The organism is Mesorhizobium sp. M6A.T.Ce.TU.002.03.1.1, assembly GCF_003997275.1.
GTDB classification, from domain to species: domain Bacteria; phylum Pseudomonadota; class Alphaproteobacteria; order Rhizobiales; family Rhizobiaceae; genus Mesorhizobium; species Mesorhizobium mediterraneum.
In genome coordinates, this window is sequence record NZ_RZTI01000006.1 from 75,590 (window position 1) to 101,366 (window position 25,777).

The following is a 25,777-nucleotide window of genomic DNA, read 5'->3' on the forward strand; positions in this document are numbered from 1 at the left end:
CGGGTATTGCCACGATCGGATTGGACCCATGATCATTGAACTCTTCGGACCGCCTGGATCCGGCAAGAGAACGTTCGCTCACGCCCTTGCCCGGCGACTGCGCGGGGAGGGGTACCAGGTCACGGTCGCCCTCAGTCACCGGCCTCGCGAGAGGGGATCGAGCGTCGATCTCGGAATCTTCCTGGCAATTTTCAGGATCATATCGGCAATATTTTCAACATCAAAAATCCTGCTTTCTCCAAGAGGCAGGATCAAGGATCTTTCAACGTCCCTTTCCATAATAAGAATGATGCCGCCAAAAAAACGAATATGGCGAGCTCGGCTCTGGCAGCACATTTTGAAGCTTTCGCGCCGCTGGGATGAGGCGAAGCAATCCAGAGATGTGGTCATATTCGATCAGGGCTACGTCCAGGCGATCGCGTCGCTGGCAATGTTCAATGGAACCGCAGACAGGGCCGCCCTCGCAAAGGCGCTCAGCCTCGCGCCCGCGGCTGATTTCACGCTCAGAGTTGTTGCGCCACGCGCGATCGTGGAGACACGCTTGCAGCAGCGGATGGAGCATGAAGCGCCTGCGGAACGAATTTTCGAGGCAGACTTTGACACAAACATGCGCGCTTTTGGGGTGTTTCAAAGCATAAATGAAATCCTTGTCGCGTCCGACCGAAAAGTCATTCCGATCCGAACTCTCGACGATCAGTCGTCGTTAGAAGGCATTCAATGTGTCGAGCGGAAGATAATCTCGAAAATTGTGGAAGCCGGAGGTGGACCTGCGGCCAAAGCCAGCCAAGACCACGAGACATTCGACGCTGACCCAAGCGACATCGACGATTGTAATCCTGTGAAGACCGCACGAACCTCTGTGGCCTCTCTTGCCGCGGTGGATATAGTTTTGTCTCACAAGAAAGACATGGGCCGGAGCCTCGGCTACGCCAGTATTTTCGCTCTGATGATCTATATCGGCGGTGCTGGGTTGACCAGCTTGGCGCAGTTGTTGATTGCCCGCCTCGTCGGTTCCACCAGCTATGGCATCTATTCCTATGTCCTGGCCTGGACCTCCGTGCTCGGCTATCTTGCAACGCTTGGTTTCAATATTTCCTTACTGCGCTTCGTGTCCACCTATAGGGCAAACGGGCGGCTTGACCTGGCACATGGTGTAGTCAGGTTCGCTCTGCAAAGATCGCTGGCGGCGGCGACACTGTTCGGCATGATCGGCGCCGTTCTGATCTTTTTCTTTTCAGATCCCTCCCACAAGGAACTTGAAATCAGCCAGCTCCTTGGCATGGCCGCGGTCCCCTTGGTCACCGCTTCCGCATTGGGCGCAGCACTTATCCGTGCCTTCGGCGGTGGTGTCTCAGCCCTTTTGCCGGAACGCATCGTGCGCGACGGCCTGTTGTTGATGTTGCTGGGAGTCGCGGCCTTTTCCGGATCATGGACCCTCAACGCACCCTTGGTGATGCAGGCGGTGCTGGCAAGTTCGGGCATCACGGTCGGACTGGTGTTCATCATGGTGGCAAAATTTCAGCCGCCTGGGTTGCGGCACACTCAACCCAGCGACGCGTCGCAAGAGTGGTGGGCGGCGGTTCCACCAATCATGCTCATGGCTGGGCTCGATATTTTCATCAGTCGGGCTGGGGTTATGGTGCTCGGCTGGACAGGTCATATTCGAGACGCAGGAATCTTCGCCTTGGGACTGAACGTCGCGTTGCTTGTGAGTCTTGCCCTCGTGGCCGTCGGCGTGATGTTTTCGCCGGCAGCGGCTGCCCTTCATACCCGAGGCGATCGGAAGGGTCTGCAGCAGTTGTTTTCACGAGCCGCCATACTTTCCGCCGCCGGCGCCATAGCGATGGCTATCCCGCTGGTTGTGATTGTTAAACCTCTCATGAACTGGTTCGGTGACGATTTCAGCACAGGAGCACCCATCGCGCGGGTACTGATCTTCGGGTATGTCTTTGTCGCGCTGTGCGGGCCCCAGCTGAATCTCTTGACCATGACCGGAAACGAATGGGCAGCAGCAGCAGCCATGATCGTTGGCGCGACTGCCGGCATCATAGGCTGTGCGGCAGGAATCGAGCTTTACGGTCCGCTGGGCGCCGCAGTAGGCTTGGCGCTTGCATTGGCCGTTTGGAACGTGGTTATGGCAATCTATATCAGCAAACGACTGAAGATCATGCCTGCGCTGATCTTTGCGCTAGCGTCGTTCAGAGCAAGCGCAGTCGACGGCCGGCAACGGTATTGGTTCATGCGCTGATCGCGCGAGAGTATCGCCACCAACGGATTCGACCCCATGATCATTGAGATCTTCGGACCGCCCGGATCTGGCAAGACAACGTTTGCTCACGATATTGCCCGGCGACTGCGCAGGGAAGGATACCACGCCGAGGTTGTCCTCAGTTACCAGCCTAGCACCAGGGAAGGAAGGTTCGATCTGGGAATCTTCCTGTTCATTTCCAGAATTCTGGCTGCGGTATTTTCAACTTCAAAAATATTGCTTTCTCCGAGAGGAAGAAGCAATCTTTCGACATCCCTTTTCCATGATCAGAATTCTTCCGCCAAAAAAAAAGAATGTGGCGCGCCCGGCTCGGGCAATATATATTGAACCTTTCGCGCTGCTGGGATCAAGCGAAGCAATCTAGAGACGTAATAATATTCGATCAGGGCTATGTCCGAGTGATTGGGTCCCTGGCAATGTTCAGCGAAACCGCAGACAATGTCACGCTTGCAAAGGCGCTCAGCCTAGCGCCAGTCGCCGATTTCACGCTCCGAGTTGTGGTGCCACAAACGATCGTGGAGACACGCTTGCTGCAGCGGATGGAGCATGAACCGCCTGCAGAGCGAATTTTCGAGGCAGATCTCGATACGAACCTTCGCGCTTTTGGGGTGTTTCAAACCATAAATGACATTCTCGTGCAATCGAACCGAAAAATAATTCCAATCGAAACGCTCAGCAACCAATCATCGTTAGAGAGCATTCAGTCAGTCGAGCAGAAAATACTCTCGAAGATCTTGCAGACCGGAGGTGGACCTACGGCCAAACGCGGCCAAGGCCATGAAAGGCTCGACGCTGACGCAAGCGATATTGACCATCGCAGCGATCCGAAGTCCACCCGAGTCTCCGCGGCCTCCACCGCTCCAGCGGATATAGTTTTGCCCTACAACGAAGACATGGGTCGGAGCTTTGGCTACGCTAGCATCTTCGCTCTTTTGATCTATATTGGTGGTGCGGGGTTGACCAGCTTGGGCGCAGCTGTTGATTGCGCTGTAGCCAGGTTTGCTCTGCAAAGATCCCTGGCGGCGGCGACACTGTTCGGCATGATCCGCCGCTTTGACCTTTTTCTTTTCAGATACTGCTCGCAAGGAACTTGAAATCAGTCAAATTCTTGGCATGGCAGCAGTGCAACTGTTGGCCCCCGAGCGTCAGCGGCGGGGTCTCTAACGGGACAACACGTTCAAACCGAATTCGAAGGGCAACTTACTGGAACAGTTCCAAATTCCGGTTGCCTGAATCCTGTTGGATGCCGGCGCCCGGATCCCGAAAAGCGCAAACCGGCTTTCAGGAAAGATCATGGCAAAATAACAAGTTTAGAGTTCCATCCCGATTCTATCGGGATGGAACATGCTCTAGGCGGCAGCCCCTTATGGCAAGACCGAAATGCGCCCCAGAAGAGCCACCAGTTCCGCCTGACGTCTCGTCTCTGTCTTGGCGAAAAGCGAGGCAAGCTGTGAGCGGATCGTTGTGCGGCTGAGGCGCCAACTGCGGGCGATCTCCAACGGCGCATCGCCCTGAGCCAAGCGCAACGCCAAGTGTGTTTCTGCGCTCGTCAAGCCAAACATCCTTTGCAGTGTCTGAGGATTTGGTCCCGATCTGTTCTCACGGTCCAGCAATGCCACGATGCTGGTTCCGTCAGGAGCGATAAGTCCGTTCTCTTTCAGTATCACCGGCCTGTCGCCTCTGCTGCGGATCACCACCCAAGACAGTGAGCCCGGCAGGAAATGAGCCGGAACATTTGCGATCAGCCGCCTTAGAGCTATCGAAAGCCCACCGGCTGTTTCAGCCGCTTCGCCCTGGCGCTCCAGCGTGGTTTGAGCGGCTGCGTTCCATTCGATTACTTTTCTTTCGCGGTTCAGCACGAGATAGCCACAGCCGATGCGATCAAGCATGCCGGTGATGGATTCCAGGCTGCGTCTCCTTGGTTCGTCGACCCCTGCGTCCGCACGATCTGCTGCACGCGCTGAAGGATAAGCATATGAGGGCCGCGCCATCTTCGCCTCAGTGTTATACTTGGCGCCCATCGCAATGTATCGGTTGCCCGCAACAGCATCACTGTGTCTATCGATCAGAGTCATTTTTCCAACCTTCCCCAAGGTTCACTATCCCGAAACAAATTGTCCGGGATTTACAAACAAACTTTTATGTATAGGGCTCACAAAAATGGGCCCTATCTAACTTAAAATTCGATATATTCTGAGGAGTTCTGACCAAGTCATGCTCCCCCGCCCTGATAAAATGCGCGCTGTGATAGTGGTATGGCAATCCGGCAGTCGTACTAGGTTGTACGTTTTTTGCTCTAGTCTCGACGGCCTAGTTAAAAGGTTGTAGCCTATGCCTATGAACTCGCATTCTCGCAGGTGGAATTCGGACCCGTCAGCCAGATTGCTAACTCATATTGCGTCCGCATCGGTACTATTCGCCACACTGATATTCGAAACAAAAGCGTCAGTATACATTGGGGAAGGCTCGAGTTTTCTAGAGTTTATTCCAGCTATTATTATCATTTCCTATCTTGAAGACCGCGCGCCCGCGCTTGCCGCGACGATCCTGATGGTGGCAGCCGGCCTATGGGCACGGGGTACCCTGCATGGTCAGATCTCCAGCGAAGATTGGGCGCGCGCCATCCTGCTTCTGGTTTCGGGCGGGGTGATTGCCATGACGTTCCATCGGCTGCGCCAGGACTTGCGTGAGCTGCTGGAAATCGCCGAGGTCAGGCTCTCCGCCGTCGAAGCAACCGAGAGCCGCTACCGTTGGGCCTTCGAACGTGCTGCCATGGGATTTGCAAACACCAACGAGGATGGTGAGCTGCTGCAATCCAACAGACGTCTTTGTGAGATGACAGGTTACAAGGAGGAGGAGCTTGCCCATTTGCGGCTCAGGACACTCGTTCATCCGGCCGACCGCGATGCCTTGGCGCAGTTGTTGGCGGGCCTGGGTAACGACAGTGCTTCGTTCGCTTCGGAGGTTCGTCTGACACGAAAGGACGGCACGGCATTCTGGGCTCGGCTAACCCTGTCTTCGTCCATGCCCGATGGGGTGCTCTTAGAGAGCATCTTCGTGGTGGTCGACGATATTTCGGAACGGCGGGCTGCACACGAAGCGCTTCGGGCTCAGAAGGAGTGGCTAGATCTCGCTTTGTCTGCTGGACGCCTGGCCACGTGGCGGATCGATCTTAAAGACGGGATCGTCACCGGCTCGGGCACGTTCTGGGACATTCTCGGGCTGCCCCCAGCGGCTAGCCGCCGCCTCGAGGACCTGACGGCCGTCATTCATCCGGCGGACTGGCCAAAGCTGTTGGCATCAAGAAAGCTCGCATCGGTCACGAACTACGACGTCGAGATTCGCGTCCGACGACCGGACGGCCATATCCGCTGGGTTGCCTTACGCGGAAGGGAAGAGAAATACGATGATCGTCTACAGCGGCTTGGAGTGGCCGCCGACCTGACTGAGCGACGACAAACCACACTGCTGCGCGCCGCGGCAAAGAAGCGGGAGCGCATTATGCTGGAACAACGTCACAGATTCAGCAACCTGTTCCCAGTGATCACGGCGCTCGTGAACATGGTCGATGTTCCCGAAAACAATGTCGCCAAGTACAAGGAGACGCTCATCGACCGGATTCGTGCGCTCGAAGCAACGCATCTGCTGCTGTCACGCAACGGCAATGCGTCGGGGATGCTCCACGATCTCGTTGTCCAGGAGTTGCAGCCGTATATGGGGACACGCGACATATCGATCAGCGGTCCCTCCGTGGTGATATCAGGCGGCGCCGCCGAGAGCTTTGCAATGATTGTTCACGAGCTGACGACCAATTCCTTGAAACATGGAGCGCTTGGCGATCCAAAAGGCCGGATCGAAGTAAATTGGACGTTCGCATCGGAAGATGCGGGCAGTGACATCGTGTTCAATTGGGTGGAATCGGGGCGGCGGCGGACTTCAAGCGTTGTCCGTCATGGTTTTGGTTCCATGATAATCGGGGTGGATGGGGCGCCGCTTGTCGGTCACTCCCCCAAGCTGGAAATATCGGATCGCGGGCTCCGATATTCGCTACGGCTGTCACGCAAGGAAATCGGCCCCTAACGCATCCGCTCAAACATCGGCCCAAAAATCGAAATCGATTTTTGGAAAGCACGATGCGTAGAGCGTCCTTTGCGGCCCAAAAGGAAGCGCGGCGCTCTAATTGATATTGTTGATATTGCTCGTAAGCCAGGTCTTCAGCATCACGGCAGCTTCGGTCCGATTGCGTACGCCAAGCTCACGCAGAACCGCAGCGGCATGGATTTTCGTCGTCGCTTCCGCGATTTCCAGATCGCGCGCGATTTCCTTGTTCGAATACCCTTCCGCCATCAGCTTGAGGACTTCCTTTTGCCTCGAGGTCAGCCTGCCCAGATTGCCGCTGGTGGTACGTCGATGTGGGATCTGCTCAGGGGGCGTAGGTGCGTGAGTTGCTTGCGCTGCACCCGGGCGTGAAAGAAGTGCAGGGACGTAGATGCGGCCCGAGAGAATTTCGTTGACGGCCATAACGACCTCCTCGTCTCTCTGCGACTTAACGATATAGCCGTGAAGTCCGATCGAAAGAGCCGTCAGTATCTCCGAGCGTGAATCGTTCCCGGAAACGATCGCAAATCGTGTATCCGGATAAGCCGACAGAATGCCGCTGAGCACTTCCTGATTGAACAATCCCGGCATGTTCAGGTCCAGGATCGCAAGATCAACGGACGCCTGTTCCGCCAGCAGACTAAGTACGGCATCGAAACACGACGCCTCAAATATCTCTACACCTGGAATGCCTGCGGTCAGTGCCAACCGCAAGCCACGACGATACAAGCCGTGATCGTCGGCGATGACGATTCGATACATTTGAACTACCCCAACGAAACCTGGAATGATTGAACGGTGATGGCCTTAAAGTCTGGCCAACCACTCGTCGATTCACCCAGTCAACACCCGCAGTGCCCCAACACCGCAAGCGTCATTTGCTAATATAATCCTAAATAACGGGAAACGCTCCTCTTATTTTTGAACCCTGCGAACGGAATCGGCTGACCTGTCGAATATCCGTTCTCAACCTCCAAGACCCGCGTCCCAACAGCTCGCTTCGATGCCACCACCACGCAATTGCCGGGTTGCCGTAGATCGTTCCGGCAATTGGTGGATATTTGGCTCATTGCAAGCACTCATTCGGGTTTGCCGGTCTCACGGCCACAAGCCGATCGGCCAAGAACTGACCGCTGAAGCGTGCTCCGAACCTGCCTCTGCGACAGCATGCCAGCCTTCATCGATCAGTGCGGTCATTGAATACCAGAATGTCTGAATCGCTACCATTCGAATGCACGACGACATCCCCCCCGACGGCCTCATACCATCAAGCTGCAAATATCCGGGTCAAGGTCGGCGGGAAGGCTCACCGGCTTTTAAGAGAACAAGAAAGCAACTTTCCGGATGTTGCGGCCGTGACAACAGCGCTGAGTTCGAGTGAACGTGGGAGGATCAGATGAAAGCAGTGATTCAATGTGGTGGAATGGGGACACGTCTTCGCCCCTTCACATCGGTCTTGCCGAAGCCGCTCATGCCGATTGGTGCCCGGCCGGTTCTCGAGATGCTTCTGAAATGGCTGCGACGCAATGGCATCCAAGAAGTCTACATCACAACCGGGTATCTCGGCCATTTGATCCGCACCGTGTGCGGAGATGGCTCGCAGTGGAACCTGAAAATTCGATACACGCAAGAAATGGAGCCGCTTGGCACCATCGGACCGCTTTCTTTGATCAGAGATGAGCTGACAGAGCCGTTCATAGTTCTCAACGGGGATGTCCTTACGGATCTAAGTCTCAGTCGATTTGTGGCAGCCCACCGCAAGCACAACGATCCGGTGACGATCGCCACAGCCTGCCGGCTGATCAAGATGGACTTCGGCGTCATCGATGAAGTCGACAATAGGGTGCAGATCTTTCGCGAGAAGCCGACGCTTTCGCACCTGGTCAGCATGGGAATCTACTGCATGAACCCAGATGTTCTGCAGTTTATTCCATCTGGCATTCCCTTCGGGTTTGACGACCTGATGCTGCAGATGATGCAGAACGGCACCACCGTCCACGTTTACAAGCATGATGGTCTCTGGCTCGATATCGGGCGCGTTGACGATTTCCAGAACGCGCAAGCCATTTCCTGGGAAGACCAGTCGGCCTCGATCGAGGTCACTGCCACGGCCGCATGACGAGATCACGAAGCCGATCCCACAGTCTAACAGTCTAGGAGGTTATGATGCTCTTGGTCAGTGCCCCAATTTTGGGTGTGCCGGAGAAGACAGCTTTGTCCAAGGTCATCGATAGCGGCTGGCTGACCATGGGAGAGCAGGTGAAAGCTTTTGAAGAGGCTTTTGCCAATATGCATGGTGCGCAGGATTGCGTCGCGGTCAGTTCTTGCACTGCGGCGCTTCATCTCATTCTGCATGCACTCGGTATCGGACCAGGCGACGAAGTGCTGGTCCCGTCAATGACCTTCGTGGCGACCGCAAACGCGGTTCTCTACGTCGGTGCCACTCCGGTCTTTGTCGACATCGAGTCTGCCGACGTGCCGCTGATGTCGATCGTCGAAGCTGAAGCAAAATGCACTGCGCGCACCAAGGCGGTTATTCTCGTACATTTCGCCGGCTACCTCGCCAATCGGGAAGAATGGCAGAAGTTCGCCCGCGCCCGAGGGCTGCAAATCATCGAGGATGCTGCGCATGCGCCTGGCTTGAAGGAGGTGGGTACATTTGGCGCCGCGGCCGCATTCAGCTTCTATGGCAACAAGAACATGACCACGGCGGAAGGTGGGGCTGTGATTGCCCGAGACCCCAAGCTGCTTGAGACAATCCGCCAGGCCCGTGGACACGGCATGACCACCGGAACACATCAGAGGCTGAACAGTCGCACGCCGCAGTATGATGTCACCATGCTCGGATTCAACTATCGCATGGATGAAATGCGCGCTGCAATCGGACTGGTCCAGCTGCAGAATTTGCAGGAATGGAATGAGATCAGGCGTATCCTGGTCATGCTATACCGGCGTCTCATCGCAAAACACTGCCCAGCCGTGACAGTCCCGTTCCACGAGCCGCGGACGTCGGCCTATCATATCATGCCTGTCCTTTTGCCGCGCTACGCTGACAGGCAAGACGTCATCGACGAATTGCGCAAGCAAGGAATACAAACGACCATCCACTATCCGCCGGTGCACCAGATGACGCTCTATCGCGAGCTTTTTCCCGGCACCCATTTGCCGCGGACAGAGGACTTTGCCCAGCGTGAGCTCACGCTGCCACTTCATCCCCAGATCACTGCGCCTGTGGTCGAGTCAGTGGCGACCGCTCTTGCCGCTGCGGTCAACAGCTGCGCCCAAGCAGGAACAGCAGCATGAATGCCTTGGATTTATCCATCCATCGACCTGTTGTCCCAAGCGCCGCCCATGGGCTTGCGAGACGAGCAATGGATCTCACCATCGCTACCGCAGCCGCCATAGTGTTCGCTCCGCTGATGCTGGTGATCGCTCTGGCGCTCTTGCTGGAAGGCGGCCGGCCTATCTTCTTTGCGCAGACCCGCGTGGGTGCCGGTGGGCGGCCATTCCGCATGTACAAGTTCCGCAAATTCGCCGTGCGATGCGATCCCGGTGGCCTGGCGCTGACCATGGCCGGAGACAGCCGCATGACGACAGTGGGGCGGTTTCTCGCCCTCACCAAGTTCGACGAGTTCCCGCAACTGTGGAATGTCTTCAGAGGCGAGATGGCTATCGTCGGACCGCGACCGGAGAGCCTTGTCTTCGCCGATTGTTTCCGCGGTGGCTTTGAGGCTGTTCTAAAATACAAACCGGGCTTGTTGGGTCCGGCCCAGGTTCTCTTCCGGCATGAAGCCCATTTTTATCCGCGATCCGAGGATCCGCTCCTTTTCTACCGTGAGGTCCTGTTTCCTGCCAAGGCCAGGCTTGACCTCGCCTACTATCCGCAGCGCACGGTCACCTCTGACATCATCTGGATGGCGCGCGGCTTTCTGGCGGTCCTCGGCCTGGCCTCGTCGCCGCCGATCAGCCCGGTCTCGCCGCCAATCGGCATGTGAGAACAGTTTGGCATGGCCGCGCTCTGTTGGATTTGCGAGGTCGCCGCATCACGTCATAGGGGGAACGCTTAGCCATGAGCTACAGGGGTAGGAAAGTTCTGGTCACGGGTGCTGATGGGTTCATCGGGTCGCATCTCACCGAAGCGCTCGTTCGCAGTGGGGCGGATGTCACGGCGCTGGCTCTCTACAATTCCTTCGACAGTCATGGTTGGCTCGATGATTTGCCGGCCACCATTCGAAGCCAGTTGAACCTCGTCCGCGGCGACGTCCGCGACAGCGCGTTCCTGAATCGGATCGTGCGCGGCCAGGCCGTCGTGTTTCATCTCGCCGCGCTTATCGCGATTCCATATTCATACGCGGCCGCCCAGTCTTATGTGGACACCAACATCCTGGGCACGGTGAACGTCCTCGAAGCGGCGCGCCAATGGGAGACAGAGCGTGTGGTGCACACCTCGACCAGCGAGGTCTATGGCACCGCACAGACCATGCCTATCCGCGAATCCCACCCGCTGCAGGGCCAGTCACCATATTCGGCATCCAAGATCGGCGCGGACATGATGGCAGAGTCCTACGCCAGGTCGTTCGACGTCCCCGTCGTGATTATGCGGCCGTTCAATACCTACGGCCCACGCCAGAGTGAGCGGGCTATCGTGCCGACCATCATACGGCAGGCCCTCGACAAAAATTGCCCGGCGATCATGGTCGGGGACACAAGCCCGATCCGCGACCTCACTTTCGTGGAAGACACGGCGGCGGCGTTCCTGACCGCAGGTTCGGCCGAACTCGAATTTGGCCATGCCTACAATGCCGGGAGCCAGCGCGCTGCGACGATCTCGGACGTATTGGATCTGGTGCTCGAGTTGAGTGGCTCCAAAAAGCCGGTCCATCGCGACGAACGCCGCCTGCGGCCGCAGAATTCCGAGGTCCGTGCCCTGCTGGCCGATTCTTCGCTCCTCGAAAGCAAGACTGGATGGCGGGCGCAGACCAGCCTGCGCGATGGGTTGGAGCGAACCATCGGATGGTGGGAGGCGCGCCTCAGCGAAGGCCGCGTACGACACGAAATGGGTTATATGACATGACTTTTCACCCGCGTGTGTTGGCTGCGTTGTTGATTGCCGCGGGCATGTCGTTGGGTCTGTCCACGGTCGGAAGCCGGCAAAGCAGCGAGCAGACACAATTTGCCGCGCCGGTGATGATGGATCTGCCGGATTATTTGCGCCCAGCGACGGATCCGGCGTTTGGGACCAGTTTCACGCGCATCACCAAGCCGGGAGTGCTTGGTAATGGGCTTGCATGCGAGAAGAACTATTGCACCCATCGGTATTCGAGTGCCCAAGCCTGGAATTCAGACCAGAGCCTTCTTGTCATCACCAACGGCTGTAGCGGCGGCATGTGCTTCTTGGACGGGCGCACATACGCGCCGCTGTTCCGTCGCGCTCGATCTATTGAATGCGAATGGCACCCTCAAAACGCCGATCTGATGATCTGCGTTCAGGGCCGGCAAGTGTCGACCTGGGCGCCACGGACCAATCGCGAAGACGTCCTGTTCGCTTCGACTGAATACCATGATTTCCATTTCGGGCCGGGCAAGGGCAATCCAAGCCGTGACGGTGACCGCATAGCGGTGCGCGCGGTGCGTGAGGATGGCGAGACGGTGGTCTTTGCCTACGATCTCAAGCAGCGGCGGAAATTCCCGGACATCGATCTTGGGCATCTTGGCGGAACCAATGGTGCCTGCTCGATTTCTCCGCTTGGAGCCAACATTCTATGCCTCCAGGAGATAGTCAGCGGCATCCAACAGGCCTTCATTTTCAGTGTCGAGGGCACTTTGCTCCAGAAATGGACGGAACATCATCGGCCCGGCCACGGCGACATGACAGTCGATGAGGACGGCAGCGAAGTCTATGTCGGCATCAGCAAGTCCGATCCGGACAAATATCACGTGATCAAGCGAAGGCTGTCCGACGGCAAGGTCACCCCACTTATGAAATACGGCGAAGCCATGCATGCATCCCTGCGTGCGCTGGACAGATCTGGCTGGGTGTTCCTGACCTATGGCGGCGATCCGGATGAGGTGTCAGCCCGTCCAGACATGGCGCCATATGCACAGGAAGTGATCGCGCTGCGCATCGACGGCAGTGGTGAGATTCGACGCATCGCACAAACGAGAAGCACTCAGTTAGACTATCGAAGCGAAACTCATGCCTCGCCGTCGCCTGACGGCTCACAAGTAGTCTGGTCGAGCAACTGGGGCGTGCCCGGCGGTCCCGTCTACGACTTCGTCTCCCGTGTCGATTGGCCGGAAGAGCCGACGTTGAACCGGAAGGAGATTGTCACCAATGGTCTTCACTAATCGAATCCTTCTTGCCGCGCTTGGTATACTGGCTGCCATCGATATGGCCACCGCAGCGGAGACGCGGGTTGCATATCGACTGTCCGCCGGCGATACCGTCGAGATAGGAATTGCCTCTATCCCGGAACGAACGCAGCGTGCCGTGGTTCAAATGGACGGCACGATCGCGCTTCCCGAAGTCGGGATGGTTTCGGTCGGCGGCCTCACTCCGGCCGAATTGCAGACGCGGATGGAGACGATCTTGCCAACCAAGATATTCCACCAGCGTCTGCCTGATGGGCGAGAGCAAATGATCGTCATCAAGCCGAGCGACGTCACCGCCGTCATCGCAGACTATCGCCCGATCTACGTGACCGGCGACGTGCTCACTCCCGGACAGCAGGCCTATCGACCGCTCATGACCGTGCGGCAGGCGATTGCCGTGTCTGGCGGTTTCAGCCTTCTGCGGTCACGGACAAACCAGGCTGGCCCAGATCCGGTGGATTTGCGGCGCGACTATGAATCGGCTTGGGGGGAGTACACCAGAGACTACTTTCATAGCGCCCGTCTGCGCGCCGAACTTCAGAACCAGGCGAATTTCGACATGAAGCCACCACAAGGGTCACCCTTGTCGGCCGCTTTCGTCTCGGCAATCGCCCAGGCCGAAGCGGAAGGGCTCAAGATTTCCCTGGACAACTTCCAGCAGGAGCAAAGCTACCTCGAAAAAAGCGCCAAGGACGCTGCGGCGCAGATCGCGGTCCTGCTCAAGCGCGAGCAGGTCGAAGCCGATGCAGTGAAGGCGGACGAGGACGATCTGGCGCGAGTGACGAAGGTATATAAAGCAGGCAATCTGACCAACGACAGGCTCGCCGACGTGCGGCGCGGTGTGATTCTTTCTTCCAGCCGGGCGCTCGAAACGTCGGTCGAACTCATGAGAGCGCGACGCCAGCAGGATGATTTTGTCAGACAGCACGAACGCAACGGCAACCAGAGAAGAATTGGTCTTCTGACCGAACTGAAGGACACCAACGTGCGTCTTGCCGACATCACCGCAAGACTTCGCGCCGCCAGCCAGAAATTGCAGCCCACGGGGGCGTCCGCCCAGCCGCTGCCAGTTGCCGGCGAAACCATTCAGGCTCAGGTCACGATCATCCGCAAGGTCGGTGAGGAATGGCGTAAACAGCCGGCCGGAGAAGATACCGAGGTATCACCGGGCGACACGATAGAGGTAAGGTTCAGCAGCGGTCTCGAGAGCGTAGCGATCCAATAGAGCAATTCCAGGAAAAGTGTGAAGCGGTTTTCCGTCCGGAATTGCGCAAAAACAAAGAGATAGAGCGGTTCGGCGTTTCCGTGAAACGATGAACCGCTCTAAACCGGCTGTACCTTGGTCATGCCGGGATTGCCGTCTGCGTTACTGTCTGAAAGCTCTGGATACCTGGTCCGTGAAGGGTTTGAGCAAATAGGACCAGACATTGCGCTCGTCGGTGCTTATGTGAACTTCGGCGGGCATGCCGGGTTTGAGTATTTTCGCTTCCGTCAGGCAGGTCGCCGCATTTTCGACGTTGATGCGCGCCGAAAAGTACGAAAGCTGACGTTGCTGATCTTTAATCAGATCTGCAGAGATGCGGTTGACCGAGCCTTGGCAAACAGGTGTCGTCCCTGCGTCGAACGCCGGAAAGCGGATTGAAACCCGCTGTCCAGGACGTACGTCATCTATACGCTCTGGAGAAACGAGCGCATCCACGACCAGGTTGTCGGTGTCAGGCACAATCATCATAAGCACTTCCCCGGGGGCAATCACGCCTCCGATGGTGTGGATGGAGGATTCTTGTACGGTTCCAGTCTGTGGGGCGCGGATATCTGTCCTGGCGAGCTCGTCTTCCGCCACTAGCTTGCGCTCATTGAGCTCGGTCTGCTTGGCTTCCGTTTCGCGAAGTTCGCTCGTTACCTCGCTCCGCATTTGCTCGTCGAGCTGAAGCACCTGAAGGTCGGTCTCACTGATGCGAGCTTGGACCTCCGCGATTGCCGCGACGAGGCGTCCTGACTCGCCGCGAGTCCGGCTCTTCTCCAAGCTGACAGTGCTCAGCCTCTCCTTGGAGACCAACTTCTTTGCGTAGAGAGATTCGACGTCAGCAAGGTTCTGCGTCAGCAGATCCAGCGACTCGTCCATTGCCGCCTGCTGTGCTTTGAGGCCATCGATCTGACGCTCCAATTGCTTCGAGCGGCTTTGCAATTGTGCCTTCTGGCCAGCCAATGCCGCCGCCCGGCTTTCGAACACGGCGCGTTCGCCACGGACAAGTGCCGCCAGTTGCGGGTCGCCCATCTGGGCCCGAACGCTGGGTGGGAGTTGCATTTCCGGCAGGCCCTGCCGCTCGGCCTCCAGTCGCGCCAGACGAATGGTGGCGCGATCCAGATCCTCGCTGACTATCTGCAGGTTTGCTCGTGTCAACGTGTCGTTCAGCCTGACCAAGACGTCGCCGGCACGCACATGGTCCCCGTCCTGGGCGAAGATGCCGCCGACAGTGCCGCCGGTTTGATGTTGGACTTTCTTTATGTTGCTTTCGACCACCACGGTGGCGGGCGCAATCACCGCACCGGCAATCTTGGTCAACCCTAGCCAGAGCCCTCCACCGAAGATCAACAGGCAGGTGGTCGCCAGGCCCAGTAGCAGGTTGGCCCTGATGCCATCCGGCTCTTCGGTTGGATTCGTCGGGATCAGTTCGCTTTCGCTACCGACCGCGGCATATGATGACACGGTCCCGGTAGAGCAATATCTCACATATGCCTGCCTGCACCTTTCCACGGCGGAACGACAATATGCGGCCAGACCCAAGAGCAGATTGGTCCGGATGCCATTCGGCTCTGGCTTTGCCCCAACCGATGGGCTTTCGCCACCGACCGCAGCATATGACGACGTGGTCATGTTAGGCACTAATACCTCACGCATGGCCGCTTGCACCTTGCTGCAGCGGGACGACAGTATTTGGCCGCGGGAAGGGCCGGATGACATTTGCCAGAACGTCTTCGCGCGAGCCAAATGAATGGAGCATGCCATTCGACAAGACGAGTACCTGATCGATGTTGACGAGAGCCGACGGACGATGCGCCACAACGATTGCGATGCCACCGCGTTCGCGCACCGCCAGGATTGCCCCGGCCAGGGCAACATCGCCGTCGGCATCCAGGTTGGAATTTGGCTCGTCGAGGACGACAAGGAATGGATCACCATAAAGCGCTCTGGCGAGCCCGACGAGCTGCCTCTGCCCAGCTGACAGGGCCGCTCCGCCTTCACCGATGCGCGTTTGGAAACCTTCCGGCAGTCGCATGATCATCTTGTCCACGCCCGCAGCCTTGGCGGCTGCCAGCACGCCTTTTGCGTCTGCCTTGCCGCCGAATCTTGAAATGTTGTCTGCGATCGTTCCGTCGAACAGCTCAACGTCCTGCGGCAGGTAGCCGATATGAGTGCCGAGCAACTCCGAATTCCATTGATCGAGCGCGGCGCCGTCCAACCTTACCGTTCCGCGGAGCGGCTTCCATGCCCCGACCAAAGCACGCACGAGCGTCGTCTTGCCAGAACCACTCGGGCCGACGATCGCCAACCCCGCGCCCCTCGACAAGCGAAAGCTTACATTGACGAGCGTTGGTCTCTGCAGACTTGGTGGCGCGACCGTCAGTTCCTCGACCGCAAGCTGTGTCTGTGGGCGCGGCAGTTCCATAGGGTCTTTCTGGCTGCCGAAAGCATCCAGTGCTGCCGCCAGGTCGGAATAGCTTCGGCGGGTGGCCAGAAACCCTCTCCAGTTTGCGATCGCCACATCGACCGGCGCCAATGAGCGGCCCAGCAATATGGACGACGCGATGATAACGCCGGGCGAAGCCTCGCCGCCGATCACAAGGTAGGCACCAAGCCCCAGCACGGACGATTGCAGGGCCATGCGGAGTGTTTTCGACAATGAACTCGCTGCGCCGACGACATCGGAGAGCTGTTCCTGGTTCTTAAGGTAAAGATGGCTGATCTCATTCCAGCGCCGACCAAGCTGGGCTGAAAGGCCCATCGCCTGAACAACCTCCGCGTTGCGGCGGCCGGAATCGGCAAGAAGCCGCTGTGCCACGAGCGTTTCAGACGCTCGCGCGGCGGGTTTGCGGGCAACGACTTCCGCGACGACCGTCAAAAGCACGACAGCAGCCGCGCCGAGGGTTGCCAACACACCAAGCGAAGGGTGCAGTAGATAGATGACCACCATATAAAACGGTATCCAGGGAGCGTCGAAGACGACTGTCGGTCCCAGCCCGGAAAGAAAGCCGCGCAACTGGTCCAGATCACGAAGTGGCTGCACACGGTTCGCATCCTGCCCGGCAGTAAGCGGCAGGGAAAGCGAGGCAGCGAACGCCTTTTGCTGCAGATCTCTGTGCAGGCGGCTGCCGATGCGGACCAACAGGCGAAGCCTGACGAAATCGAGGAGTCCATAGACCGCGTAGAGGCCCAGCATCCCGATCGTAAATCCGACGAGAGTGGGAATGCTCTGCGAAGGCAGCACGCGATCGTAGATCTGGAGCATGTAGACGGAGCCGGTCAAGGCGAGAATGTTTATCACCGCCGAGAAAACCCCGACGCCGATCAATCCGTGCATTGAGCCGAACATGGCGGAACGTAGATCGGGCGAGCGCCCTTGCGTTGGCTTCATGATCTGCGATCTTTCGTGCGAAATTGCCGCGCGAACGTGTTGGTCCTGTCGATGATGGGTAAACCCTCTTGCCTTGCGGGAAGCGGCTGCTTTCCGTTAGCTACTGAAACATTACGTTTTGCTTACGTATGTGCCTTTTGATTAAAATGTAGCAAAATCGTGACGCTGGACCGAGAATTCGGGAATTGGCTCTGCAAGGCTGGGGATAACTGGGGTGAGAAACCGGATATTCCCAATGATGAGACAATATTCCCAACCAAGCGACAGATGAGAAGCCCGTGATCACCCTTTGTTACATCATGTCTTCAAAGCCCATGGCGATGAGTGTTTTTCGATTCGCCCATCGAAAATTTAATGAATTTGAGATACACTTAACTGGTGCGCAATTGTCGGACACTGGCGCCGGCAAAGTCAGGAAGGCGGGTCTGTCGTGAGCGAGGAGATCAGTGTCGCCGATGCCTACAGCAAAGGCCGTACCAACTTCATGGGGCTGGAGTTGCTCATCGCGCCCGGTGCGCTCGTTCCCCGACCGGAGACGGAGTTGCTCGGCACGACCGCTCTCGACGTTCTCAGTCAAATGAACCTGCCGGAGCCGCGCGTTATCGACATGTGCTGCGGTGCCGGCAATCTGGCGTGCGCCATCGCGCACTACGCCCCCACCGTGCGTGTCTGGGCGAGCGATCTCACCGATGGATGCGTCGACGTCGCGCGCCGCAACGTCGCTCATCACAACATGGCGGATCGCGTGTCGGTGCTTCAGGGCGACTTGTTCAGTGCCTTCTCAGGCTTGGAGCTTGACGGCACGATCGACATGATCGTCTGCAACCCGCCTTACATTTCGGAAAAGCGGCTCGAGGGCGACCGCGCGCATCTGACCGAGCTCGAGCCGCGTGAGGCGTTTGCCGCCGGCCCCTATGGCCTGAGCATCCATATGCGCGTGATCAAGGACGCGCCGCGTTACTTGCGGCGCGGAGGCATCCTGCTCTTCGAGGTAGGGCTCGGCCAGGACCGGCAGGTCATGAGCCTGCTGGAGCGTTCCAAGGCCTACGAAACCATCCGTGCGGTCACGAACGAAGCCGGCGAGGGCAGGGTGGTTGTGGGACATACCACGCCGCAAGCGTGAGCCATGCCGCAACTGCGGCAGGCTCGGTTGCGCTGTCGGCGGAGCGTGGAACAGCGCAAGATGTCGGCAATCAGTTTTTCTTGCGGAGAACGTACTGTGCAATTCCTTGAATGGAATCGAGGTTCTCCGGCAGGAGTTCGCTGTCTTCGACGGTGATGCCGAAGGTCTCCTCGATAAAGCCGATAACCTCGAGCACCCCTGTCGAGTCGACGATGCCTTGATCGAGAAGGGACGTGTCGCTCTCCAGAGCATCCGCGTCGGCAATGTAGAAATTCGACGCCAGGAAAGCGCGAATCTGATCCCTGCAGGTTTCGGCCCTATCCTTGGTAGACAACATTGAATTCTCCTCCGATACAAATGATGAATGCTGATCAATTTCATCCAGAAACCGCCTCATGACAGGGCCGTTTTTTTGAGTTTGCCCGTGTCTGTCATCGGTAGGCTGGGTACGATCACGATGGACTTCGGAACCATGAAGTTCTCCAACCGTCTCTGACATTCTTTCTGCAACTGCCTTTCGTCGATGAATCTTCCTTGCTCCATCACGACAAACGCCTTGACCGCTTGCCCGAGAAGCTCGTCCGGAACGCCGATGACCGCGGCTTCCCGTACACCGGCAATATCCAACAGCGCGTTTTCCACCTCCTTCGGCGCCACTTTCTCTCCTCGCGATTTTATGATCTCGTCGCCGCGACCGATGAAGTAGAGGTATCCCTCCGCGTCCATCCGGCAGTAGTCGCCGGTGTACAAGACCTGCTCGCCCGGCAACGGGCCGGGTTTGAGTTTTCTGGCCGTGGCTTCCGGCTTGCCCCAATAGCCCTTCATCACCGTCGCTCCGCGGATGACGAGTTGGCCAACGACATCAGGGCCGACCGGCCTGTCATGCTCGTCGACAATCCACATTTCCGTGTTCGGGATGGCGACCCCGACGCTCAATGGCTTTCGCTCAAGGTCTTCCGGCGGCAGATAGGTGCAGCGCTTGCATTCGGTGAGGCCATACATCGAATAGATGCGCGCATCCGGAAACAGGTCCTGCAGCATGAGAATGTGCTTGAGCGGCAGGGCGGCCGCAGTGTTCGTTACGTAGCGAATGCTCGAAAAATCATGATCTTTTAGTGACCTGAGGTCCGAGAGCGCGGCGAAGATGGTCGGCACGCCGGGAAAACCTGTCACCCTCTCTTCCTTGATCAACCCGAGGATCTGCGCCGGGAAAGCGAACGAGCGTTCAAGCACCAACCTGGCGCCGGTGCGAAACGCCATGATCATCTGGTACAGGCCGTAATCGAAGGCGAGAGGCAGGACGTTGAGGATCACCTCGTCCTCGCACAGCTCCAGGTATGAAGCGATCGAAGTGCATGCGGCTGTCATGTTCCTGTGCGTCAGCATCACGCCCTTGGGTTCACCTGTCGACCCGGACGTGTAGATGATGGCAGCGAGATCTATATCGATGCAGCGGCGCGCCGGCGGTGCGCTGCCGCCGGCGGCGACCGCAGCGTCCCAGCGCACGGCGTGCGGCAATCCTGTCAACTCGACGTCGACGATCGGCCCGGAGACGATCACCCGGCGCAATGACGGGCAGTTGCGTGCCGGTTCGCTGAAGATCGAGTGCAGGTGCCTGTCCGTTATCAGTGCCGTCGGTCGGCAATCGTTGAGCAGATAATCAAGCTTGTCGCTTTTGGTGAGCGGGTTGACGATGCACACAACGGCATTCGCCTTCAGCACCGCCCAGAAGGCGATGACCGTCTCGACGGTGTTGTCGGCGAAGATCATCACGCGATCGCCGCGTGCAACCCCAGCCGCGGCCAGATGTTGCGCGATGGCGTTGGAGCGCGCTTCGAGATCGCCATAGGTGACACGTTGCCCGCCGCACACGAGCGCCACCTTCTCACCGACCCGGCTGGCGGCATGGGTGAGGTAGTCATGCAGCAAAGGCACGGCGCCATGCATCATGCCAGCACCTCCTCGCGATGCTCGCGGTCGACGTCGACGGTGAGGTCGACCCTGCGAGTTCCACCGGGACGGCTTACGACAAACTGCTGGTGAAGGAGCTGGGTCGACAGCACGCCGACCAGCGCCATGTTGTCGGAGTTGGAGAGATCGCCGTCGCCCGCCCTGGCTCGACACTTGTCCAGCAGCCGCGTGACCGACTTCGGATCGAAAACGTTCGCCTCGCGCAGCGCCGTCTCCGAAAGCGCTTCGCGGACATAGGCCGGAGCATCATCGGCGACGAAGCAAAGCGCATTGGGCGCCCGGTAAGGCTGCTTCTTGCGGGCCACGATTTCCGGCGGCACGATCGGTTCCGCCACCCGCTTCAACACGTGCTTTTCGTCGAGGATGCGCAGCTTGTAGGCCGCCGGAAGCGAATTCGCCAGCGTCACAAGTTCATCGTCCAGGAACGGGAAGCGCCCCTCGACGGAGTGGGCCATGAGCATCCTGTCCCCTTGCGAGGAAAGCAGGTATCCCGACATCAGCGTCTGGATCTCGATATACTGGTCCTGCGCGAGAGAGCCCCATCGCGAAAACTCCGCGGGCAGGCGGGCGATCAGCTCGGGCACGCAACTGCGGCGCTCGGACTCTGCGCGCATGTCGGCGGAGAACAATCTCTTGATGGCGCTGGTGGTGCGCCAGCGTGTGTCATGCGCAAAGCCCGGCGTGTCATAGGCCTGGATATCGCGCCCGAAGAACTGGCGCGCCATTGCTTGCTGATGCACCGGCGAGCGGCTGAGATAGGGATACAGGCGCTCCAGCAGCCGTGAGCGTCGCGTCGATGCGGGCTGGCGTCCCCAGAAACGGCGGACCTTGCCTTCGCGGAACAGGTCGTAGCCGGCGAACATTTCGTCGGCTCCTTCGCCGGTCAGCACGACCTTGATGCCGTGTTCTCGCACCAGCCTCGAGAGCAGGAACAGCGGCGCAGGCGCGGTCCTCAGGATTGGACGCTCGGTGTGGTAGATCACCTCAGGAAAGACCTCAGCGATGTCGCTGCGCGAAACCACCACCTCATGGTGCTCGCTCCCGGTCGCGCCGGCGACCAGGCGCTGGAAGCGGGTCTCGTCATACTCCGCGTCGGCAAAACGCAGGGAGAAGGTCTGGAACCGTTCGCCGGCGTAGCGCCTTCCCAGCGCGGCGACCAGCGAGCTGTCGAGCCCGCCCGACAGATAGCAGCCGACGGGCACGTCGGCCTGCACGATCCTGAGCGCCGTCGCCGCCTCAAGGGCGCCGCGCACCTCGTCCACCGCGTCGTCGAGCGAGCCGGTGAATTCGCCACGGCGAGGATCGGAAATTTCGGGATAGCAAGGCTTCCAGAAGGCCCGCTCGCGAACGGTGTCGCTGTCGTAAATGCGGACATGTCCCGGGGTGAGTTCGCTGATCCCCTGAAATACGCCTTGCGGCGGCACGACTGTCCAAAGCGTGAAAGTCTGGTCGATGCCGGTTGGATCGAAGGCACGGGATATATTCACGTCGGCCGCGAAAATGGCTTTCACTTCGCTGGCAAAGTAAACCCGGCCCCCATGCTCGCAGAAATGCAACGGGCAGATGCCAAACCGATCGCGCGACAACACGAGACGACCCGCCACAGAGTCCCAGATTGCGACCGCCCATTGCCCATTCATCCGCGCGAAGGCGGCCTCGCCCCACGCGCGATAGGCATGGACGATGACCTCCGTGTCGCTATGGGTGCGGAAGCGGTGGCCGAGGGCGGTCAACTTTTCGCGCAGCTCGAGGTAGTTGAAAATCTCGCCGTTGAAGACGATCCAAATCGTGTCGCCTGTGTCGGCGAGCGGCTGCTGGCCGCTCGAAAGATCGACGACAGACAGACGGGCATGCGCCAAACCCGCGCGTTTGTCGCGGTAAAGGCCGCGTTCGTCCGGACCGCGATGCGCGAGCGCGCCCACCATGCGCATCAGCGCTTCGCGCGAAGGGGGCGCCGCGGCGCCGCTCAGCGACACGATTCCGGCGATACCGCACATCGGTTAGTCCTCGCCCACTGCAGCGGACAGCAAGGGCCGTGCATGAAGATAGCGTGCGGCACGCCGTTTGCTGTCGATGTCCTTGAAGACTTTCTCGACCTGGGCCGCGGTAAGGCCGGCAGCTGCCGCGACCTCATCGGCAGAAATTCCGTGGTTCAAACCGTAGAGGCACAGATCCATCAGATGATAAGGCAGGGCGAAATAGAATTCCTCCTGACTCTGTGCCATGGAGAAGGTGTCGGTGGTTGGCGGCCGCCGCCGGATCTCTTCATCCACCCCAAGGTATTCAGCCAGCTGGTAGACCTGGGTCTTGTAAAGATGGACGATCGGCATCAGATCGGCAGTCCCGTCGCCCTGCTTGACGAAAAAGCCTTGGTCATGCTCCAGGCGGTTTGGCGTACCTGCCACAGCATAGTTGAGGCGGTCCGCATGGTAGTACTCGGTCATTTTGCGCAGGCGCTGCTTGTAGTTGGTTGCAGCGACGATCTGCAGATAGGCTGCCGGCGACAGACGCACCGTATCTGTCTTGCCCTCGGGGTCCTGAACCGTGAGGCGCGTGATGTTGAGACCGTTGCTCTCGAGAACCGACGCGAGCACCAGCTTGCATTTCCAGCCGTCGCCATATTGGGGAACGACGGTCTGGATCGCTTCGATCTGTCGACGATAGGCGCCGACGGCCTCAAGGGCCGGTGCTATGTCTTCCAGGATCGTATCGATGCCGAGCTGGGCTGCGACGCTGCGGCCAAGCCTTAGCGAATCGCCGGAGGAATGGCGCTCCGGCATAAATATCCCCAGGACTTTGTCTTTCCCGAACGCTCGTGCGCATAAGGATGCGACAACGGAGCTGTCGATACCCCCGGAGAGGCCGACAACCACGCCACGACGCCGCAGCGTGCCAAAAACCTGCTCGCGCAGGATTTGGACGATGCGATCGACTTCCATGCGAGCATCGAGCACCAGCGTGCCCATGCTGAATTCTGAAATCACGTCGATGGTCTGTACTCCCGATTGCGAACCTCGGTTGAAGAATAGGTTTGCTCCACCGCCTTCTCGATGAGCGGGCGGTTGATGACGAGATGGGGCTCTGTGATCATATCGAAGTGACTGCCAACGACCGGAATCACATCCAGATGCGCGAAAGCGCCATCCCACCCTATGGCCAGAGGCATTTTGGGCCGAGCGCAGCGGAAGAGGGTTGCGGTGATCGGCAGCGTCCGTCTGGGTATCGCCAACCATCGGTAGAAGGCTCGTCCCCGCAACTGCCCCTGCAGTTCCAGTTTGGTTCTGAAGCTCGTCGCGTTGAACTCATCCCGGGCGTAGCGATCGAGGATGCGGGCGAGCTGCGCCTCGAAGCCAGTTTTGACAGCTATCTTTGCAAGGAAGCGGCACGCCATCCGGTCAGCGGTTACGCGGTTGGTGCGGATCCGATCGAATGTGCGGGTAACCATCTCCCAATAGGTGCTGCGCTCGCCGAGGAGGCTCGTGTCGAGGATTCCCAGGAACTTCACAGTTCGCCCCGCGGCCAGCAAACGTTCCGCAACCTCGAACGCGACGGCGCCGCCGAGCGAATGGCCGAGAAGGCGCACATGGCCCGTGGGCTGGGCGCGGCAGATCTGCTCGACCGCGGAGTCGGCCATGTCGGCGACGGTGTTTTGTCCGCGCAATATCATAGCCAGCGTAGGGTACTTGATGGGGGTCACTCGTGCGACCTTGCTCATCGAGGATGCAAAGGCAGCAAAGCTCGGGCCATAGCCAACGGATCCAGGGAGCAGAAAAAGAATAGGAGGATCGTACTTCTGCGCGCGCGCGTGCAGGTCGCCTGCCTGTGCCGACACGACTGCCTTGACCATTTCGTCCACGCTCATCCCGACCGTGAAGCCCTGGAGACCGAGTTCCTGCCCGATGGCGCTTTCTATTTCCATGACGCATTGCAGCAGCTTCAGCGAATCTCCGCCTGCCTCATCCCAGCGTCCAGCGGCGACGCGCGTGTCGAGGGTGTTATTCCATGCATGCTGCACTATCTGATGGACGTTCAGTTCGCTTCCTGCATCGGGGGGCTGCGGGGCCAGCGCGGTCTTCCTGGCTGAAAGATCGATCTCCGCAAGCGTGGCCATGTCGACCTTGCCGCCCGACAGACGTGGAATCCCGGAGACCGTGTGAAGCCGCACGGGACACAGCGACGGCGGCAGCTTCGTTCTGACAAGCTGGCGAAGGTCGTCCGTAAAGGCGGGCCCCGCCCATGGCTGAGGAATGGCGAATGCGACAAGCTCATTTGCCGCGGTCACGATTGCCACGGCATCCTCCACAGAAGGCGCGCAACGCAACATCCGCTCGAGCTCGGCAGGTTCGATGCGTCGACCATTGATCTTTATCTGGCGCCCCTTGCGGCCGACGATCCGCAGCAGGCCATGACTGTCAAGTTGGACGAGGTCACCCGTCGCGAAGAGCCGAAGATCTGGGTCATCCGGATCCGATTCCACCGGCACGACGGCGCCGTTCTCCCAATGGCCAAGCAGGACATATGGGCCTCTTATCATGAGCTCTCCGCTCTTACCCGGCTGAACGCGGCGCCCCTTTTCGTCGACTATCGCGAAGGTGATTCCTGGGAGCAGCCAGCCAACCGGAACCGAGGCGCCTTCCTCCGGCCAGTCTTGCGGCAAGAACCATTGCGACCCTGTGGTCTCGGTTGACGAGTAACCGATCTGGATGAGGCAAGTGCTCGAAACGGTTTTGCGCAGCAGGGCGATATCAGCCCATGACACCTTCTCCCCCCCGATCCGGGCCACTCTGAGCGAGCGGAAGGCGTCAGCTGGTTTGTCTGCCATGAGTGCCCGAAGCAACGCCGGCACCAGATAGGTGACGGTCACGCCTTCGGATTCCACTAGGCGCCGGACCGCGCGCAAGCCAACGACGCCCACCTCGACGAGATGCAAGGTCGCACCGGTAAGAAGGGCGGCGAGAACCTCCCGGCAACCGGCGATCGTGGCAGGCCCGGTCAAGGGCAGGAAAACATCGTCCGAATTGATGTGGCATGCGTCGACATATTGCTGGACCCGCAAAAGCAGGCTGCGCTGGCTGTTGACTATGCCTTTGGGATGGCCGGTGCTGCCTGACGTATAGAGCACGATTGCAGGCGCGTCGACCGAGACGGAACAGGACTGGGGTATCGGCTGGACTTGCGGCGGGATGCTGGCGGTCGCATCGATCCAGTGGACATCGTGAGCCAAACCGACAGCGCGACCATTGCCGTCGCCTATAACCGCTGAAAGCCGCGCCGCAACGACAATGTCATTGGTTCGCGTGTCGGGAT

General features: G+C 58.8%; 20 protein-coding genes. 11 read left to right on the forward strand and 9 right to left on the reverse strand.

Annotation, left to right across the window (positions count from 1 at the left end; all coding sequences use genetic code 11):
• The first annotated feature begins 28 nt into the window (after positions 1 to 28).
• The 3 genes from EOC93_RS03570 (at position 29) to EOC93_RS03580 (ending at position 3,363) form a co-directional block, all read left to right on the forward strand.
• Positions 29 to 2,248: a lipopolysaccharide biosynthesis protein gene (locus EOC93_RS03570; protein ID WP_127203864.1), complete on the forward strand. Its 2,220-nt coding sequence runs from the start codon at positions 29 to 31 to the stop codon at positions 2,246 to 2,248.
• 36 nt (positions 2,249 to 2,284) lie between these two features.
• Entirely contained in the window at positions 2,285 to 2,596 is a 312-nt protein-coding gene (locus tag EOC93_RS03575; protein WP_127203865.1) for a hypothetical protein, read from the forward strand.
• Positions 2,597 to 2,685: 89 nt separating this feature from the next.
• Positions 2,686 to 3,363, forward strand: coding sequence for a hypothetical protein (locus tag EOC93_RS03580; RefSeq protein WP_127203866.1), 678 nt, complete (start codon positions 2,686 to 2,688; stop codon positions 3,361 to 3,363).
• A 270-nt stretch (positions 3,364 to 3,633) separates the two neighbouring features.
• On the opposite strand, the gene EOC93_RS03585 is transcribed toward EOC93_RS03580, so the two are convergent.
• Positions 3,634 to 4,344, reverse strand: a complete 711-nt coding sequence (locus tag EOC93_RS03585) for a helix-turn-helix transcriptional regulator (protein ID WP_127203867.1) — start codon at positions 4,342 to 4,344, stop codon at positions 3,634 to 3,636.
• Between the two features lie 307 nt (positions 4,345 to 4,651).
• On the opposite strand from EOC93_RS03585, the gene EOC93_RS03590 reads away from it, so the two are divergent.
• Positions 4,652 to 6,349, forward strand: a complete 1,698-nt coding sequence (locus EOC93_RS03590) for a PAS domain S-box protein (RefSeq protein ID WP_337125939.1) — start codon at positions 4,652 to 4,654, stop codon at positions 6,347 to 6,349.
• Positions 6,350 to 6,445: 96 nt separating this feature from the next.
• On the opposite strand, the gene EOC93_RS03595 is transcribed toward EOC93_RS03590, so the two are convergent.
• The gene (locus EOC93_RS03595; RefSeq protein WP_126106514.1) at positions 6,446 to 7,129 is read right to left on the reverse strand and encodes a response regulator transcription factor; all 684 of its coding nucleotides are present in this window, start codon (positions 7,127 to 7,129) and stop codon (positions 6,446 to 6,448) included.
• Positions 7,130 to 7,763: 634 nt separating this feature from the next.
• Between EOC93_RS03595 and EOC93_RS03600 the strand changes: the two genes are divergently transcribed.
• The 6 genes from EOC93_RS03600 to EOC93_RS03625 all read left to right on the forward strand — a co-directional run bounded on the left by EOC93_RS03600 (position 7,764) and on the right by EOC93_RS03625 (position 13,964).
• Positions 7,764 to 8,486 (forward strand): sugar phosphate nucleotidyltransferase, encoded by a 723-nt coding sequence (locus EOC93_RS03600; protein ID WP_095485205.1) that lies wholly within the window; start codon positions 7,764 to 7,766, stop codon positions 8,484 to 8,486.
• Positions 8,487 to 8,533: 47 nt separating this feature from the next.
• Positions 8,534 to 9,670 (forward strand): DegT/DnrJ/EryC1/StrS family aminotransferase, encoded by a 1,137-nt coding sequence (locus EOC93_RS03605; RefSeq protein ID WP_127203873.1) that lies wholly within the window; start codon positions 8,534 to 8,536, stop codon positions 9,668 to 9,670.
• A gap of 68 nt (positions 9,671 to 9,738) precedes the next feature.
• Positions 9,739 to 10,362: a sugar transferase gene (locus tag EOC93_RS03610; RefSeq protein ID WP_245329852.1), complete on the forward strand. Its 624-nt coding sequence runs from the start codon at positions 9,739 to 9,741 to the stop codon at positions 10,360 to 10,362.
• Positions 10,363 to 10,436: 74 nt separating this feature from the next.
• Positions 10,437 to 11,441 (forward strand): SDR family NAD(P)-dependent oxidoreductase, encoded by a 1,005-nt coding sequence (locus EOC93_RS03615; RefSeq protein ID WP_095485203.1) that lies wholly within the window; start codon positions 10,437 to 10,439, stop codon positions 11,439 to 11,441.
• On the forward strand, positions 11,438 to 12,715 hold the full coding sequence (locus EOC93_RS03620) for a hypothetical protein (protein WP_127203868.1): 1,278 nt from the start codon (positions 11,438 to 11,440) through the stop codon (positions 12,713 to 12,715). The genes EOC93_RS03615 and EOC93_RS03620 overlap by 4 nt, the downstream gene beginning before the upstream one ends.
• A complete protein-coding gene (locus tag EOC93_RS03625; RefSeq protein WP_095485201.1) occupies positions 12,702 to 13,964 on the forward strand; it encodes a polysaccharide biosynthesis/export family protein in 1,263 nt (420 codons plus the stop codon). The genes EOC93_RS03620 and EOC93_RS03625 overlap by 14 nt, the downstream gene beginning before the upstream one ends.
• Positions 13,965 to 14,105: 141 nt before the next feature.
• Here the strand turns inward: EOC93_RS03625 and EOC93_RS03630 are convergent, their stop codons facing one another.
• Together EOC93_RS03630 and EOC93_RS03635 are read right to left on the reverse strand one after the other, a co-directional pair.
• The gene (locus EOC93_RS03630) at positions 14,106 to 15,413 is read right to left on the reverse strand and encodes an HlyD family type I secretion periplasmic adaptor subunit (protein ID WP_348627587.1); all 1,308 of its coding nucleotides are present in this window, start codon (positions 15,411 to 15,413) and stop codon (positions 14,106 to 14,108) included.
• A 220-nt stretch (positions 15,414 to 15,633) separates the two neighbouring features.
• Positions 15,634 to 17,376 (reverse strand): type I secretion system permease/ATPase, encoded by a 1,743-nt coding sequence (locus EOC93_RS03635; RefSeq protein WP_164759032.1) that lies wholly within the window; start codon positions 17,374 to 17,376, stop codon positions 15,634 to 15,636.
• Between the two features lie 430 nt (positions 17,377 to 17,806).
• Between EOC93_RS03635 and EOC93_RS03640 the strand changes: the two genes are divergently transcribed.
• A complete protein-coding gene (locus EOC93_RS03640; RefSeq protein WP_095485199.1) occupies positions 17,807 to 18,499 on the forward strand; it encodes a class I SAM-dependent methyltransferase in 693 nt (230 codons plus the stop codon).
• A gap of 70 nt (positions 18,500 to 18,569) precedes the next feature.
• Here the strand turns inward: EOC93_RS03640 and EOC93_RS03645 are convergent, their stop codons facing one another.
• The 5 genes from EOC93_RS03645 to EOC93_RS03665 form a co-directional block, all read right to left on the reverse strand.
• Entirely contained in the window at positions 18,570 to 18,836 is a 267-nt protein-coding gene (locus tag EOC93_RS03645) for an acyl carrier protein (protein ID WP_095485198.1), read from the reverse strand.
• Positions 18,837 to 18,892: 56 nt separating this feature from the next.
• Positions 18,893 to 20,449 carry an AMP-binding protein gene (locus tag EOC93_RS03650; protein WP_164759033.1) on the reverse strand — a complete coding sequence of 519 codons (1,557 nt, stop codon included), beginning with the start codon at positions 20,447 to 20,449 and terminating at the stop codon, positions 18,893 to 18,895.
• Entirely contained in the window at positions 20,446 to 22,467 is a 2,022-nt protein-coding gene (gene asnB, locus EOC93_RS03655) for an asparagine synthase (glutamine-hydrolyzing) (RefSeq protein WP_127203869.1), read from the reverse strand. The genes EOC93_RS03650 and asnB overlap by 4 nt, the downstream gene beginning before the upstream one ends.
• Before the next feature lie 3 nt (positions 22,468 to 22,470).
• Complete coding sequence (gene nadE / locus EOC93_RS03660) at positions 22,471 to 23,436, reverse strand: NAD(+) synthase (RefSeq protein WP_127203870.1); 966 nt, start codon at positions 23,434 to 23,436, stop codon at positions 22,471 to 22,473.
• 14 nt (positions 23,437 to 23,450) lie between these two features.
• Positions 23,451 to 25,777: AMP-binding protein (locus EOC93_RS03665; RefSeq protein WP_127203871.1), on the reverse strand; the 2,327-nt coding region annotated here is incomplete at its 5' end.